The 15,840-nt window shown below is 67.6% G+C and carries 15 protein-coding genes; 5 read left to right on the top strand and 10 right to left on the bottom strand.

Annotated elements, in window-relative coordinates:
- Nucleotides 1-62: 62 nt before the first annotated feature.
- Entirely contained in the window at nt 63-1,700 is a 1,638-nt protein-coding gene (locus tag N5J73_RS21915; RefSeq protein WP_049445159.1) for an acyl-CoA dehydrogenase family protein, read from the bottom strand.
- Between the two features lie 113 nt (nt 1,701-1,813).
- On the opposite strand from N5J73_RS21915, the gene N5J73_RS21920 reads away from it, so the two are divergent.
- From N5J73_RS21920 to pdeM, 4 genes are read left to right on the top strand one after another with little or no spacing between them, the layout of a single operon-like run.
- Nucleotides 1,814-2,812 (top strand): ligase-associated DNA damage response exonuclease, encoded by a 999-nt coding sequence (locus tag N5J73_RS21920; RefSeq protein ID WP_049445161.1) that lies wholly within the window; start codon nt 1,814-1,816, stop codon nt 2,810-2,812.
- Entirely contained in the window at nt 2,809-4,416 is a 1,608-nt protein-coding gene (locus N5J73_RS21925) for an ATP-dependent DNA ligase (RefSeq protein ID WP_049445163.1), read from the top strand. The genes N5J73_RS21920 and N5J73_RS21925 overlap by 4 nt, the downstream gene beginning before the upstream one ends.
- Nucleotides 4,413-6,872: a ligase-associated DNA damage response DEXH box helicase gene (locus N5J73_RS21930; RefSeq protein WP_049445166.1), complete on the top strand. Its 2,460-nt coding sequence runs from the start codon at nt 4,413-4,415 to the stop codon at nt 6,870-6,872. The genes N5J73_RS21925 and N5J73_RS21930 overlap by 4 nt, the downstream gene beginning before the upstream one ends.
- Nucleotides 6,862-7,503: a ligase-associated DNA damage response endonuclease PdeM gene (gene pdeM, locus N5J73_RS21935; RefSeq protein WP_049445169.1), complete on the top strand. Its 642-nt coding sequence runs from the start codon at nt 6,862-6,864 to the stop codon at nt 7,501-7,503. The genes N5J73_RS21930 and pdeM overlap by 11 nt, the downstream gene beginning before the upstream one ends.
- A gap of 1 nt (nt 7,504) precedes the next feature.
- Here the strand turns inward: pdeM and N5J73_RS21940 are convergent, their stop codons facing one another.
- From N5J73_RS21940 to rlmD, 9 genes are all read right to left on the bottom strand, one after another.
- Entirely contained in the window at nt 7,505-7,774 is a 270-nt protein-coding gene (locus N5J73_RS21940) for a hypothetical protein (RefSeq protein WP_049445172.1), read from the bottom strand.
- A 180-nt stretch (nt 7,775-7,954) separates the two neighbouring features.
- Nucleotides 7,955-9,223: an NAD(P)/FAD-dependent oxidoreductase gene (locus tag N5J73_RS21945; protein ID WP_049445175.1), complete on the bottom strand. Its 1,269-nt coding sequence runs from the start codon at nt 9,221-9,223 to the stop codon at nt 7,955-7,957.
- Between the two features lie 131 nt (nt 9,224-9,354).
- On the bottom strand, nt 9,355-9,561 hold the full coding sequence (locus N5J73_RS21950; protein WP_005410590.1) for a cold-shock protein: 207 nt from the start codon (nt 9,559-9,561) through the stop codon (nt 9,355-9,357).
- A gap of 88 nt (nt 9,562-9,649) precedes the next feature.
- Nucleotides 9,650-10,396 carry an S-methyl-5'-thioinosine phosphorylase gene (locus tag N5J73_RS21955; protein WP_005410591.1) on the bottom strand — a complete coding sequence of 249 codons (747 nt, stop codon included), beginning with the start codon at nt 10,394-10,396 and terminating at the stop codon, nt 9,650-9,652.
- A gap of 82 nt (nt 10,397-10,478) precedes the next feature.
- Nucleotides 10,479-11,033, bottom strand: coding sequence for a hypoxanthine-guanine phosphoribosyltransferase (locus tag N5J73_RS21960; protein WP_005410592.1), 555 nt, complete (start codon nt 11,031-11,033; stop codon nt 10,479-10,481).
- Nucleotides 11,033-12,040: a beta-N-acetylhexosaminidase gene (gene nagZ / locus N5J73_RS21965; RefSeq protein ID WP_049444916.1), complete on the bottom strand. Its 1,008-nt coding sequence runs from the start codon at nt 12,038-12,040 to the stop codon at nt 11,033-11,035. Before nagZ ends, N5J73_RS21960 begins: the two co-directional genes overlap by 1 nt.
- A gap of 160 nt (nt 12,041-12,200) precedes the next feature.
- Nucleotides 12,201-12,896, bottom strand: coding sequence for a DsbA family oxidoreductase (locus N5J73_RS21970; protein WP_049444914.1), 696 nt, complete (start codon nt 12,894-12,896; stop codon nt 12,201-12,203).
- Between the two features lie 113 nt (nt 12,897-13,009).
- A complete protein-coding gene (locus N5J73_RS21975) occupies nt 13,010-13,495 on the bottom strand; it encodes a CYTH domain-containing protein (protein ID WP_049444912.1) in 486 nt (161 codons plus the stop codon).
- 33 nt (nt 13,496-13,528) lie between these two features.
- On the bottom strand, nt 13,529-14,869 hold the full coding sequence (rlmD, locus tag N5J73_RS21980) for a 23S rRNA (uracil(1939)-C(5))-methyltransferase RlmD (RefSeq protein WP_049444911.1): 1,341 nt from the start codon (nt 14,867-14,869) through the stop codon (nt 13,529-13,531).
- Between the two features lie 128 nt (nt 14,870-14,997).
- Here rlmD and N5J73_RS21985 point away from each other — a divergent pair, with 128 nt between their 5' ends.
- A complete protein-coding gene (locus tag N5J73_RS21985; protein ID WP_049444940.1) occupies nt 14,998-15,726 on the top strand; it encodes a response regulator in 729 nt (242 codons plus the stop codon).
- The last annotated feature ends 114 nt before the right edge of the window (nt 15,727-15,840 follow it).

The raw sequence follows: 15,840 nt of genomic DNA on the forward strand, positions 1-15,840 counted from the left end.
CCACTCGCGCGGCCACCGCCGATATCAGCGCCCACCACGAGGGGCTCCGCCGTTGGCCGCCCCTACGGCAGCGCGCGCGCCAGCATCGCCGTCAGCTCCAACCCCGCCGGCAGCGTCCCGAACGCCAGCCCATGCTCCCCCTCCAGCCGGCTGCGCACGAACGCCTCCGCCACCGGGCTTCGCGCACGCAACAGCAACGCGGCCTGCAGCAGCAGCGCAGTACGCTCGCAGAACAGCCGCGCCTGCGATTCTTCCGGTGGCGGCGCCGATGCCCAGCGCTGCAATGCCGATGCGTAGCGCGCGTCACGGTCTGCCACCGACGTCAGCTCATCGCGCAACGCCGCCATCGCCTCCGGTTCACGCGCCAGCGCACGCAGCACATCCAGGCACTGGATGTTGCCGCTGCCCTCCCAGATCGAATTCAACGGTGCCTGCCGGTAGAGGCGCGGCAGCATCGACTCCTCCACGTAACCCGCACCGCCCAGGCACTCCTGTGCTTCATTGACGAAGGCCGGCGCGCGCTTGCACAGCCAGTACTTGCCCAATGCCGTGCCCAGCCGCGCCATCGCCGCTTCGTTGGCATCCACACCGGCGCGATCCACCGCGCGTGCGATGCGCATCGCCAACACCGTGGCCGCTTCCGACTCCAGCGCCAGATCAGCCAGCACGTTGGTCATCAGCGGATGCTCGACCAGCAGCTTGCCGAAGGTGCGTCGATGGCGTGCGTGGTGCAGCGCCTGCGCCAGCGCCATGCGCATCTCCGCGGCTGCACCCAGCATGCAGTCCAGGCGGGTCATCATCACCATACCGATGATGGTGGCCACGCCGCGCCCCTCTTCGCCCACGCGCCATGCCTGTGCGCCACAGAACTCGACCTCGCTGGAGGCGTTGGCCCAATCGCCGAGCTTGTCCTTCAGCCGCATCAAACGGAACGCGTTGCGGTCGCCATCGGCCAGCCGGCGCGGCATCAACAGGCAGGTCAATCCGCCCGGTGCCTGTGCCAACACGAGGAAGCCGTCGCACATCGGAGCGGAGAAGAACCACTTGTGGCCCACCAGGCGATAGCGTTCGCCATCGATCGGTTCAGCACGCGTGCTGTTGGCACGCACGTCGGAACCACCCTGCTTCTCGGTCATGCCCATGCCCAGGGTGATGCCGGCCTTGTCCGTCACCGGCACATCGCGCGGGTCATAGACCGGCGCGGCGGCCTTGCGCGCCCACTCGGCCAGATGGGGCTGGGACTGCAGCACCGCCACGGCCGCATGGGTCATGGTCAAGGGGCAACTGGTGCCAGCTTCGGCCTGGTGATGCAGGTAGCTCAACGCCGCACGTGCCACGTGTGCGCCGGGCTGTGGCTCGTGCCAGGACAATCCAGCGACACCGTGCGACTTGGCCGTACCCATCAGCTGGTGATAGGCCGGATGGAACTCCACCGTATCGATTCGGTGGCCCTGCGCATCATGCGTGCGCAGGCGCGGGCGATCACGGTTGGCGTCGAAGCCGATCCGGTACAGCTCGTCCCCCGCCAGTGCGCCATAGACCGCCAGGCGCGGCGCGAAGCTGCCGGCCCCTTCGCGCTGCACGGCGTCCATCAACGCCACGTCGTCGGTCCACAGTTGTCGCCCTGCAAACGGCGGCGGCTGGTTCAGCACCACATGGGTTTCATACGGCGCATTGCTGCTGAAGCTGGGTCCACTCATCCGGTCCATCCTGGCGCCAAGAAGTCTGCGGCCCGATTGTGCCGCATCGCCTGCCAAGCCCGTGTTCAGGCCGGTTCTCACCCTCTGCACGAGACGCAGGCCACAGTGACCGCATGGCAGACAACGATGATCTGGTGGTGCTGCGACCGGAGGGGCTGTACTGCGCCGCTGGCGATTTTCATATCGACCCGTGGCGACCGGTAGCGCGCGCGGTCATCACCCATGGTCACGGCGATCATGCGCGCCCGGGCATGGGCGAATACCACTGCAGCGACGGCAGCCTGCCAATCCTGCGCTGGCGCCTGGGTGATGTGCCGGTGCAGGCGCACGTCGAGGGCGTGCCGTTCCGCCTGGGGAAGGTGCAGGTATCGCTGCACCCTGCCGGCCACGTCCTCGGCTCTTCGCAGGTGCGCATCGACGACGGCCGGCAGGTCTGGGTAGCCTCGGGCGACTACAAGCGCCAGCCCGACCCGACCTGCGCGCCGTTCGAAGTGGTGCCCTGCGATACCTTCATCACCGAAGCCACCTTCGCCCTGCCCATCTACCGCTGGCCGGACACGCCGGCAGTGGCGGCCGAGATCGTGGCGTGGCGCCGCGAATGCGAACAACGCGGCGAGGCTGCGATCCTGCTGTGCTACGCGCTCGGCAAGGCACAACGCGTGCTTGCCGAGCTGCTGCCGCTGGACGACCGCCCGGCCTGGCTGCACGGTGCCATCGCCAATGGCGTCGCCGTCTACCGGCAAGCCGGCGTGCCGATGCTGGAGACACTCACCGTGGCCGAGCAGGGCCGCCAGCCTGATGCCGCCGGCCAGCTGATCCTCGCCCCGCCCTCGGCTGCGGGCACGCCCTGGATGCGCCGCTTCGGCCGCCACCAGCTGGGCTTCGCATCCGGCTGGATGCAGTTGCGCGGCAATCGGCGCCGCCGCAATGTCGATCGCGGTTTCGTCATTTCCGATCACGCCGATTGGCCAGCGCTGTTGCAGACCATCGAACAGACGGGTGCGCAGCGGGTGATCGCTACCCATGGCAATACCGATGCGTTGATTCCGTTCCTGCGCGAGCGCGGCGTGGCGGCCGAAGCCTTCCGTACCGATTTCGGGAGCGAGGAATGAAGGCCTTCGCCGCGCTTTACCAGCGCCTGGATCGCAGCACCGCGACGCTGGACAAGCGTGCAGCGCTGGTCGATTACTTCCGCCAGGCAGGTGCACACGACGCGGCATGGGCGCTGTACCTGCTCAGCGGTGGCAAGGTGGGCGGTGCACGCCGCAAGATCGCTGCCAGCGGTGAACTGCGCGCCTGGATTGCCGAGGAATCCGGCTTGCCCCCATGGTTGGTGGAAGACAGCTATGCGCAGGTAGGTGACCTGGCCGAAACGCTGACCCTGCTGCTGGATGATCCATCGCAGCCAGCCGTCGACCGCCCGCTGGCCGAATGGATCGAACAGCATCTGCTGGCGGTGGCCAATCAACCTGAAGAAGTGCGCCGTGCGGCGGTCGTCGCAGGCTGGCAGCAACTGTGCAGCGGCGAACGCCTGGTGTTCAACAAGCTGCTGACCGGTGCCCTGCGCGTAGGCGTTTCGCAGCGGCTGGTGCAGCAGGCGCTGGCCGAATGGTCCGGTCTGGACATCGCACGCATCGCCCAGCGCATGCTCGGCGAGTGGGTACCCTCGCCCGGGCTGCTGGGCCAGCTGCTGTCGCCCGATGAGCTTCCGCTGGACCGCCAGCAACCCTACCCGTTCTTCCTCGCATCGCCACTGGAAGGTGAACCTGCCGAACGGCTCGGCCCGATCGATGACTGGCTGCTGGAATGGAAATGGGATGGCATCCGCCTGCAGCTGCTGCGCCGACGTGGCGAAGTCGCATTGTGGTCACGCGGCGAAGAGCGGCTGGATGGCCGCTTCCCCGAAATCGAACAAGCGGCGATGGCGCTTCCCGATGGCTGCGTGCTGGACGGCGAGCTGCTGGCCTGGGACGAGGCCACCGGCCTGCCGCGGGCCTTTACCGCGCTGCAGACCCGCATCCAGCGCCGCAAACCCGGTGCAGCCACCCTGCGCAACACGCCGGTGCGCGTGCTCGCCTATGACCTGCTGGAACTCGATGGCGCGGACCTGCGCGAGCTCCCGTTGCAGGAACGGCGCATGCGGCTCACCGCGGTCATCGGTGCCCTGGATGATGCACGGATCCAGCTGTCGCCCGATGTTGCCGCCGGCGACTGGCCGCAGGCTGCAGCGATGCGCGAGGTGGCGCGCGAGCGCGGCGTGGAAGGGTTGATGCTGAAGCGGCGTACGTCTCCTTACCAGGCCGGGCGGCGACGCGGCGACTGGTGGAAATGGAAGGTCGATCCACTCACCATCGATGCGGTGCTGCTGTACGCACAGGCCGGCCACGGGCGACGCAGCACGCTGTACACCGACTACACCTTTGGCGTCTGGGACGGTGACACGCTGGTACCGGTGGCCAAGGCCTACTCGGGCCTGGACGACAAGGAGATCCTGGCACTTGATCGCTGGATCCGCGCCAATACCCGTGAGCGCTTTGGTCCGGTACGCAGCGTACGCGCCGAGCAGGTCTTCGAGCTGGGCTTCGAAGCGGTCAACCGGAGTACCCGGCACAAGTCCGGCATCGCCGTGCGCTTTCCACGCATCCTGCGCTGGCGGCACGACAAGCCTGCCAGCGAGGCCGATCAACTGGCCAGCCTGCAGGCGCTGGCGCGATGACCCGCAGCCAGGCGCTGCGCCGGCTGGAAGCCTGGTTTGCCGGTCGTGGCTGGCGTTCCCTGCCGTTCCAGCGCGCAATGTGGCGGCATTACCTTGCCGGTGAATCCGGGTTGCTGCACACGCCCACCGGCAGCGGCAAGACGCTGGCGATGTTTGGCGGCCCGCTGCTGCAGGCCATGATCGACCCAGCGCCTTCGCCCCGCCGCGCCAGTGCGGTGCGCTCGCTGCAGGTGCTATGGGTGACGCCTTTGCGCGCATTGGCAAGCGACACCGCACGCGCACTGCAGGCCGTGGTCGATGGATTGGGGCTGGGATGGCGGGTCGGCCTGCGCAGCGGTGACGCCAGCAGCCGCGAACGACGACAGGCGCGCGAAGGGCGCATCGACGTGCTGGTGACCACGCCGGAGTCGCTGGCACTGCTGTTGAGCTATCCGGATACGCTGCCGCGCATGCGCCAGCTGCGCTGCGTGGTGGTGGACGAATGGCATGAGCTGCTGGGCAACAAGCGCGGTGTCCTGCTGCAGTTGAATCTGGCCGTGCTACGCGATGCCACGCCTGCATTGCAGCTGTGGGGGCTGTCGGCAACGCTGGGCAATCTGGAAGAGGCGCGCGACGTGCTGCTGCCCGGACAGCCCGACGCGCCGATCGTGCAGGGCGTGCGCCCGCGCGCGATCAGCGTGCGCAGCCTGCTGCCTGGCCCCGGCGAACGTTTCCCCTGGGCCGGGCATCTGGGCCTGGCGCAGCTGCCGCGGGTGCTGGACGCATTGATGCGGGCACGCAGCAGCCTGTTGTTCACCAACACCCGTGCGCAGGCAGAACTGTGGCATCAGGCACTGGCCGCGGTCTGGCCCGAGGACCAGGACACGCTTGCGCTGCACCACGGCTCGCTGGATCCGGCACTGCGCCAGCAGGTGGAAGACGGACTGCGAGCGGGCGCGCTGCGCTGCGTGGTGGCTACGTCCAGCCTCGACCTTGGCGTGGACTTCCCCGAGGTTGAACAGGTACTGCAGCTGGGCAGCCCGAAAGGCGTGGCGCGCCTGCGCCAACGCGCCGGACGTGCACGCCACCGCCCGGGTGCCAGCGGCGCCATCCTGTGCGTGCCCAGCCATGCGCTGGAACTGGCCGAGTACGCCGCGGTGCGCCGTGCCTTGGCCGAACGCGTGGTCGAAGCACGCAGGCCACTCACGCTGTCGCTGGATGTGCTGGCCCAGCATGCGGTCAGCCGCGCCCTGGCCGGTGGCTTCGACAGCGATGCGCTACTGGCGCAGGTACGGCGCACCCACGCCTTCGCATCGCTCGGCGAAGGTCAATGGCAGGCGGTACTGACCTTCATCGTGCAGGGCGGCCAGGCGCTGGCCCAGTACCCCGATTTCCACAAGGTCGTACGCGATGACGACGGCTGCTACCGCATGCATGATCGCCGCCAGGCACTGCGCCACCGGTTGTCGATCGGCACCATCAGCAGCGATGGCAGCGTGCGCGTGCAGTTCCTGCGCGGTGGTGGCCTGGGCGCCGTGGAGGAGCAGTTCGCCAGCCGGCTGCGCCGTGGTGATCGCTTCCAGTTCGCCGGGCGCCTGCTGGAACTGGTGCAGCTGCGCGAGATGACCGCCTTCGTGCGGCTGGCACGAGGGCGCGGTGAGGGTGTCGTGCCGCGATGGCAGGGAGGTCAGTTGCCGCTGTCGATGCCGCTCGGCCGCGAACTGGAGTGGGTCCTGTCCGGTGCCGACGACAGCGCGGAATCACGCTGGCTGGCTCCGCTGTTGGCTCTGCAGGAACAGGTGTCCGCACGCCCCGGGCCGGACCATCTGCTGGTTGAAGACGTGCGGCGGCGCGACGGCCAGTTCCTGTTCGTCTATCCGTTTGCCGGCCGCCACGTTCACGAGGCACTGGCCGCGCTGCTGGCGCTGCGGCTCACGCGCCGGCAGCGCAACAGCATCGGCTATGCAGTGAACGACCACGGCCTGGTGCTGGCCCCGGCGCAGACGGTCGATCTGGAGGCGCAGCAGTGGCGGGCGCTGTTCACTGCTGATCAACTGCTCGACGATCTGCGTGCGGCGGTGAACCTGGGCGAGCTGGCGCGACGCCAGTTCCGAGGCATCGCTCGCGTCGCCGGGCTGCTGGTTCCGAGCCTGCCCGGTGGCATGCCGCGTTCGCTGCGCCAGCTGCAGGCCTCGGCGGGCCTGCTGTACGACGTACTGCGCGAGCATGATCCCGACCATCTGCTGCTGGCCCTGGCCGAGCGCGAAGTACTGTACGACAGCCTGGACTTTCCCGGACTGCAGCAGGTACTGGAACGAATCGGCATGCGCTTGCTGTCGGTACAGCGCCCTTCATCACTCACACCACTGGGCTTCCCACTGTGGGCAGAGCGGCTGCGCGGGCAATTCAGCAACGAAGACTGGCGCAGCCGCGTGCAGCGCGCCGCACAACAGCTGGAACGCCGCCATGGCCGATGAACTGCCGCTGCTGCTGGCCGGCGAGCCGTTCATGCTGGTCGGCGCGCGCGCCATGTACTGGCCCGCACGGCAGGCACTGCTGATCGCCGACCTGCACCTGGGCAAGGCCGACGTGTTCCGCCGCGCCGGCATCGCGCTGCCCGCTGGCGGCACCCACACAGACCTGCAGCGCCTGCAGTCAGTGCTTGACGCGCACACCTGCCGCGAACTCTGGATCCTTGGCGACATCCTGCATGGGCCCGCACATCGCGCCGCGTGGTACCAGCAATGGTTGGCATGGCGCGAGCGCAATGCCGCGCTGGACGTGCATGTACTGCGCGGCAATCACGACCGGCAGCTCCCGCATGCGCAGCTGCAGGTCCATATCCACGATGAGGTACGGCTGCAGGCGTTCCTGCTTCGCCATGAGCCGATTCCCGATGCAGCGTTGCACGTGATCGCCGGTCATCTGCATCCGCAGATCGCCTTGCCGCCGTTGCGGCGGCGCTTCCCTGCGTTCTGGCTGCGCGAGCGCATGACGATCCTGCCCGCATTCTCCGCGTTCACCGCTGGAATCACGCCCGTACCTGCCCACAGCGAGCGGATGATCGCCTGTGTGGAGGATGGCCTGGTGGAACTGCCCGTGCGGTGAATCAGGCTGGGCGGACGCTCAGCGCCGGCATCAGCCGGAAATCAGGCGTGTCATCGTCACGCCGCCACGGCAGGGCCTGGATGGCCACCAGCATTTCCTGCGCACAGGCCCGGATGCGTGCGTGATGCTCGGGCGATGCATGGCTGATCAGGCTGCCGACATGGAATTCGAATACGTCCTCCAGTACGTCGGGCTGGTCCTCATGCAGCATCTGCAGCAGTCCGCGCAGCTTGCAGATTTCCGATTCCAGCTCCTCGACCGCGAACAACATGGCATCCTCCTCTTCAACATCAGCGGCGCGTCCGGGCCGCAGCAGGCCGCAACGGCGGCGCCACCCGGGCCACGCGCGATATCGATCACGGAAAGGAAAACGGGCGACGCGGCTGTCGCGTGCTCCCCTCTTCTCGCACATCTGCGGTGAGGCAACCGTTAATTCACGTGACGGCAGGCCTCACGCGCTGGCAGTTGCGCCGATGATGCGGGGCGGTTCGGCGGCCGTTGCCAACGCGTCGATGAAGGCCGGATCCAGTGCCAGCGAGCCGAACCAGCCATGCTGCGTGCCACTGAGAACGCGCAGCATGTGGCCACGACCACCAGGCAGGCGCCCCATCGGCCCGAGCAGTACATCACGCGCCTTTGCCCAGGCATCGCGGTCAGACTGGAACAGCGGCGTCAGCCAACGACTCCAGCGCTGGTACACCGCCACATGCGCGCGTCGCTGCGCCTGGTAGGCCTGCAGTGCCACCGCACCGCCGCCATGGCTGCGCACGGCATCGCGCAGCGCCAGTGCATCGAGCAGCGCCATGTTCACCCCCTGCCCCAGCTGCGGGCTCATCGCGTGCGCGGCATCTCCGGCCAGTACCATGCGACCCTGATGCCAACGCGTCATCACTGCATCGCGATAGATCGCGCGCGCCATCTGGCCGGGGGCGCGCAGATGGGCGAAGCGCGCAGCGGCCTGCGGCCACAGCGTGTGCAGTTCCTCCAACCAGGCGGGCATGCCATCGCTCTGCCAACGCTCGAAGTCGGCACGTGGCAGGCTCCAGAAGAAGCTCAGGCGTGGCGTGTCATCACCGGGCCGCGTACCGACGGGCAGCAGGCCGATCATCTTGCGCGCAGCCACATAGCGTTGGCGCAGCTCCCGCACGTGTGGCCAGTCCTCGGCCGGCAGCAGGCACCACAACGCCCCCCACGGATACACACGGTCCAGCCCGGCACCGCCTGCGATGGTGCCGCGCAGCGTTGATGCAGCGCCATCGGCGACCACCACCAGATCGAACGGGCCGTGCATGCGCCCTTCGCTGTCGCGCAGGCGGCCCTGCTCGGCATCCACTGCGGCAATGGTGACGCCGGCATGCAGCTGGCCCACCCCCGCACGCGCTTCGTCCAGCAGCGAGAACAAGGCCCCGCGCTGCATGCCAAGGCCGTGCAGGCGCGTATCCAGGCCGTCGTAGCGCATGTCCATCACTGCGCGTTCGCACGGCGTATCGCCATACAGGCGGTGCACCGGCGCGGCATGCGCGCGCACTGCATCAAGCAGGCCCATCTGCCACAGCACCTGCAGGCCGCTGGGTTGCAGCAGGAAGCCGGCGCCAACCGGTCCCGGCGTGGGCACGCGTTCGAAAATCTCCACCTCGTGGCCGTCACGGGTGAGCAGGATGGACACTGCCTGTCCAGCGGTGCCGTAGCCGATCACGGCAATACGCAGTCGTTCCGTCATGGCCGCATTGTGCCCGAGCAGGGTTGCGATGGAGAAGGGAGTCCGCACACGGCATCCACGCGTGGCGTGGATCTGCTGCCCCCCAAAAAAAACCCCGCCGAAGCGGGGTTTTCAACGCACTGTCGAGTGGATCACTCGGCCGGCGTGATGTTCGAAGCCTGGGCACCCTTGGGGCCCTGGGTCACGTCATAGGTGACACGCTGGCCTTCCTGCAGGCTGCGGAAGCCCTTGGAGTTGATGGCGGAGAAGTGCGCGAACACGTCGGCGCTGCCATCCTCCGGCGAGATGAAGCCAAATCCCTTGGCGTCGTTGAACCACTTGACGGTACCGTTCGGCATGGTGATGCGAGACCTTATGCAATGAATGGGTGGTGTACGCTGAACCCGCGCACAAGCTGAGTATGCAAAGCTTGCACGGGGAAGACAATCACCCCCGCGCCAATTCGCCCACCAGTTCCGGAAGTCCGTTGCTTGCCGCCTGCACGTTGGCCAGCACTTCGGCCATCGTAATCTCCTCGCCATCACCACACCCGGCAGCCCAGTTGGCGATGATCGCCAGGCAGGCATAATCCAGCCCCAGCTCGCGTGCCAGCGCGGCTTCCGGCATGCCGGTCATGCCCACCAGGTCGCAGCCGTCGCGGCGCATCCGGGCGATTTCAGCGATGGTTTCCAGGCGCGGCCCCTGCGTTGCGCCGTAGCAGCCACCGTCATGGACCGTGACGCCGGTCACTTTGGCCGCGGCCAGGATCTTGCTGCGCAGCATCGGCGTGTACGGATGGCCGAAATCGACGTGGACCACGTCGGTGCCTTCTTCTTCACAGATCGTGCTGATTCGGCCCCAGGTGTAATCGATGATCTGGTCCGGGCAAGCCAGAACGCGCGGACCGAAGTTCTCGGTGATGCCACCGACCGTGTTCAACGCCAGCACGCGCTGCGCGCCCAGCTGCTGCAGCGCGGCAAGGTTGGCGCGGTAGTTGATCTTGTGCGGCGGCAGCGAATGCCCCTCGCCGTGCCGCGCCAGGAATGCCACGCGATGGCCGAGCAGCGTACCGACGCGCACCGGGCCGGACGGGCGGCCGAAGCGGGTGTCGACCTCGTGGGTCTGCACGTCGTCAAGCTTGGCCAGGTTGTAGACACCGGTACCGCCGATCACGGCCAGGGCGATCTGTTGCATTCGAAGCACTCCATGAAAAGACGAACGCCGGCACCCGAGGATGCCGGCGGCAGAAGAAGACGCGCCGCAGGCGGCTGCGCCGTTATTCCTTCATTGCGTAGATGGCCGGCACGCAGCGCAGGGTTTCGTTGACGTCCATGCCGAAGCCGAACACGTAGCGGTCCGGCAGTTCGATACCGGCATAGTCGGCAGTCACGTCCGGCAGTGCGCGATCGTGCTTCTTCACCGTCATCGCGGCGATGCGCACATCGGTCGCGCCCTGTTCCAGGCACCAGGTACGCACGCCCTGCAGGGTGTAGCCCTCGTCCAGAATGTCGTCGACCAGCAGCACGCGGCGGCCGAACAGCGAGGTGGCCGGCTTGTGCTTCCAGACCAGGTCGCCGCCGGTGGTTTCGCCACGGTAGCGGGTGGCGTGCAGGTAATCGAACTGCACGTCCTGGCCGCGCGCGCCCAGTTCCAGTGCCAGCTGGCCGGCGAACGGCAGCGCACCGTGCATGATGGACAGGAACAGCGGCACCTCGCCCTTGTAATCGCGCGCGATGGCGTCGGCGATACCAGCGATGGCCTTGTCGATGGTGGGGCGGTCGACCAGCAGGTCAGCCTGGGCCAGGGCCTGGGAAATGGTGAGGTTAGGCATCAGACGGTTCTTCCAAGGGTTTCAAGCAGACGGGATTGGGTGTCGCCATGGCGGGCATCGGCCAGCAGGCCGTCCCAGCCAAGCGCGCCGCGGCCGAGCAGGCCCAGCAGCGCAGCAGTGTTGAGGGAACGCCCCTGCACTGCGTGCAGGGCTTCATCGACCAGTTCCGGGTGGCAGACCAGCACCACGTCGCAGCCGGCATCCAGATGCGCGTGCACGCGTGCCGGCACGCCACCGGCGCTGTGCGAGGCGGCCATGCCGATGTCATCGGAGAACACCACGCCGCGGAAGCCGAGCTCGCCGCGCAGGATGTCCTGGATCCAGCGCGGCGAATAGCCGGCCGGTTCAGGCGCAATCTGCGGGTAGATCACGTGCGCCATCATCACGGCATCGGCACCGGCGGCGATGCCGGCCTGGAATGGCACCAGGTCCTGCGCGCGCAGCTCGTCCAGCGCGCGCGGATCGATCGCGGTATCCACGTGGGTGTCTTCCAGCACGGTGCCGTGGCCGGGGAAATGCTTGAGCGTGGCGGCCATGCCGACCGCATGCATGCCACGCACATAGGCGGCGGTGAACGCGGCCACCACCTGCGGGTCTTCACTGAAGGCGCGGTTGCCGATGGCGCGGTTGCCGCGACCCAGGTCGACCACCGGCGCGAAGCTGAGATCCAGGCCGCTGGCACGCACTTCGCTGGCCATCAGCCAGGCGTGCTGCTCGGCCAGGGCCAGTGCCTGCTGCGGATCGGTGGCATACAGCGCCCCGATGTCCTGCAACGGCGGCAGCTCGCTGTAGCCCTCGCGGAAACGCTGCACGCGGCCGCCTTCCTGGTCCACGCAGATCAGCTGCGGGCGCGGCGCGGCAGCGCGGATCGCTGCGCTCAGATCGGTCACCTGCTGGCGCGAGGCGAAGTTGCGCTTGAACAGCACCACCCCGGCCACGGCATCGTGCTGCAGCCAGTCGCGCTCCTGGGCGGTGAGTTCGGTGCCGGCAACGCCGATCAGCAGCATGGTCGATCTCCACAACGCGCGCCCGCATGGCGCAGTGCCGCATTGTCGCAGAACCGGCCGGCAGGCGCAGTGGTCAGAAAAAGGGGACGGAGGGGATTAAGCCGCAATAGGCCCCTACGGGCTGGACGTCTTAATTCCCTCCGTCCCCTTTTCGGGGCGGTCAGACCTTGCAACCGTCTGGGCCGCAGGACTCGTCTCCGTCAGCCGACGCTGCCGGGGCGCCCTGTTCGGCCGCGATCTGGCGCAGGGCGTTGGCGAAGGCCTCTGGGGGCTGTGCCCCGGAAATGGCCCACTTTCCATCGATGACGAAGGTCGGCACCGAGGAAATGCCCAGCGCATGGGCCTCCGCCAGCTTGGCTTCGACCTCGGCCAGACCGCGGGCGGAGGCCAGCATCTGCGCGATTTCGCCGCCGTCCAGGCCGCCCGCCACACCGGCCTTGATCAGCACCGTACTGTCCGCCAGGTTCTGGCCATGCTCGAAGTGGGCGCGGAACAGCGCTTCGCCGACCGCATCCTGCACGCCGTGCTGGCCGGCCAGCCACAGCACCCGGTGCGCCGGCAGCGTGGTCACCCGCACCTGGCCCTGGCCGAAGTCCATCGGCAGGCCTTCGGCACGCGCCGTGGTCTGGGTCTGGCCGAGAATCTGCTCGGTGCGCTCGACACCGCCGAACTTGCGCACGTAGGCCTCGCGCAGCGGCACCGGGGTGGCGTCCGCATCCGGGTCCAGCTGGAACGGCTGCCAATGGATGTCGAGTTCAGGCGCGTCCGCGCCCAGCAACTGCACACCCTGCTGGAAACGATGCTTGCCAATCCAGCACCAGGGGCAGACCACGTCGGAGTAGATGTCGATTCTCATCCCCCCGACATGGGGACCGCGCCCCTCGATAAAAGGGGACGGAGGGGATTAAGTCGTTTTCAGCACAGATGGGGTAAAGACGACTTAATCCCCTCCGTCCCCTTTTTGGGAGCTCACCACTCTGAATACGGATGACTGGCCAAGGCAACGTTGTAGTAGCGGGCGTCATCAGTGACTTCGGCGCCGACCCAGTCCGGCAGGTCGATGACCTGGTCGGCGCTGTCGAGCTCGACCTCGGCCACGACCAGGCCGGCGTTGTCGCCGAGGAACTCGTCCACTTCCCAGGTCAGGCCGGCGTGTTCGACCAGGTGGCGGCGCTTGTCGATCAGGCCACCCACGCACAACGCCAGCAGCGCGCGCGCGTCCTCCACCGGAATCGGGTAATCGAATTCCTGCCGGGTGTGGCCGATGGTGCGCGACTTCAGGTTCAGCGCGGCGTGGTCGCCCTCGATGCGCACGCGCACCGAGGCGTTCTGGGTGCCGCGATCCAGCGCGCCCATGTCGTTGATATAGCCCTGCGCCATCGGGATCACCCGGTGCGCGACGGTGCGCCAGCCATCACTGCTGACGAGGAATTTGCGTTCGATTTCGATGCCCATCGCGCCATTATGCGCGATGGGCATGACAGCCGATCAGCGCTTCTCGAACACCGCGATGCTTTCCACGTGTGCGGTGTGCGGGAACATGTCCATGGCACCGGCACTGACCAGGGTGAAGCCCTGTTCGTTGACCAGATAGCCGGCATCGCGTGCCAGCGAGCCCGGATGGCAGCTGACGTAGACGATCCGCTTGAACTGCTTCAGCGGCAGCTGCTGCAGTACTTCGATCGCGCCCGAGCGCGGCGGGTCCAGCAGCAGCTTGTCGAAGCCTTGGCGCATCCAGGGGGTGCTGCGCTGGTCCTGGGTGAGGTCGGCGCTGAAGAACTGCGCGTTGGCCAGGCCATTGCGCTCGGCATTCTCACGGGCACGCGCGACGAGGCCGGCATCACCTTCCACACCGACCACTTCGCGCACGCGGCGGGCCAGCGGCAGGGTGAAGTTGCCCAGGCCGCAGAACAGGTCCAGCACGCGCTCGTCCTCACCCGGTTCCAGGAGGTCCAGGGCGTGGGCGATCATCTTCTCGTTGAGCTTGGCGTTGACCTGGATGAAGTCCAGCGGACGGAACGCCAGCTCTACATCCCACGGCGCAAGCCGGAACGACAGCGGCACACCCTGCCCGTGCCCGTCCAGCGGCTGCACGGTGTCCACGCCACCGGACTGCAGGTAGATCACGAAGCCGTGCTGCTGGCCGAAGGCGGCCCAGGCCGCACGATCGGCGTCGCTGAGTGGCTGCAGGTGGCGCACGGTCAGGACCACGGCCTGGTCGCCGGCAATGAACTCGATCTGCGGGATATCGCGCTTGCCATCAAGCGATTCGATGAAGGTGGACAGCGCCTCGACCTTGGTGCCGATCTCCGGGATCACGGTCAGGCACTGGCTGAGGTCGGCGACGAAACGCGGATCCTGTTCACGGAAACCGACCAGGGTCTTGTCCTTCTTCTCGACCCGACGCACCGAGAAGCGGCCCTTGCGGCGGTAGCCCCAGCTCTCGCCGACCAGCGGCGCCAGCACGGTGCCCGGCTTCACATGGCCGATCCGCTCCAGGTTGTCCATCAGCACGCGCTGCTTGGCGACGATCTGCTGGTCTTCGTCCAGGTGCTGCAGCACGCAGCCAGCGCAGGTGCCGAAGTGCGGACACTTCGGGGTGACGCGCTGCGGCGAGGCCTTCAGCACTTCCACCGTACGCGCTTCGTCGAAATGGCGGCTGCGGGCGGTCTGTTCAGCCATGACCACCTCACCCGGCAGGGCGCCGCTGACGAAGGTGACCTTGCCACCCTCGCCTTCACGGCGGGCGACGCCGCGACCATCATGGCTGAGGTCGAGGATTTCGGTCTGGAACGGGGTACGGTCGATGCGGGAACGGGATCGGGCCACGTGGCGACAGGCTGCGGGCAAAAATGGGCGCGTATTGTCGCAGATCCTGACCGGCAGGGTCCGGACCCGCTTGCGCCCGCCGCCGCCGTGCTTGATGATTGGGGCCAGCTGACATGGAGGCAGCCCTGATGCAGATGACCCCGCGGGCCAGCCGGCCCCGATTCCTGCTTGTCGAGGACGACATCATCAGCCGCGGTTTTTTCAAAGCGGCGTTGGAAACGTTACCGGCGGACGTGGACACCGCAGATTCACTGGCCAGCGCGCTGGCGAGCGCCGAGCCCGGCGCGCATGACCTGTGGCTGATCGACGTCAATCTACCCGACGGCAATGGCGCGCAGCTGCTGCGCGAACTGCGCCGTTCACACCCCGATACCCCGGCGTTGGCGCACACCGCCGACGGCGATACCTCGATCCACGCGCGCCTGCGCGAGGCCGGCTTCAGCGACACGCTGGTCAAGCCACTGGGGCGCGACCAGCTGCTGAAGGCGGTGCGACGCGCACTGGTCAACAGTCCGGCCGGGATCGTCATGGCCCAGGCGCCGGCCGCGGTCGAGCTGCAGGTACAGGACTGGGACGAGACGGCGGCGCTGGCTGCGCTGAATGGCCAGCGCAACCACCTGATCGCGCTGCGCGAGCTGTTTCTGGCCGAGCTGCCGGGCGTACGCGACGCGGTCGAGCAGGCGGTGGACCAGCATGACGAGCGCCAGCTGCGCAGCCAGTTGCATCGGCTGCAGGCGAGCTGTGGTTTCGTGGGTGCGGCACGCTTGGCCCGTGCGGTGCGCCAGTTGCATCATGCGCCCGAGTCCGGGCAGGCTCAGGATGGGTTCCGCGACGCGGTGGCGGCCCTGCTGCATTGAGGGTTTTTCGGCAGGGCTGCGCCCTGCACCCGCAGAGGCTTCAAGCCAAGGCAACGTCAACAGCAAAAGCAAAAGCAAAAGCTGGTATTCCGTAGGTTGGCGGGGCGGTATCGG

Origin of the sequence: Stenotrophomonas sp. GD03654 (genome assembly GCF_029845105.1) — a bacterium.
In the GTDB taxonomy this organism is placed as follows: domain Bacteria; phylum Pseudomonadota; class Gammaproteobacteria; order Xanthomonadales; family Xanthomonadaceae; genus Stenotrophomonas; species Stenotrophomonas africana.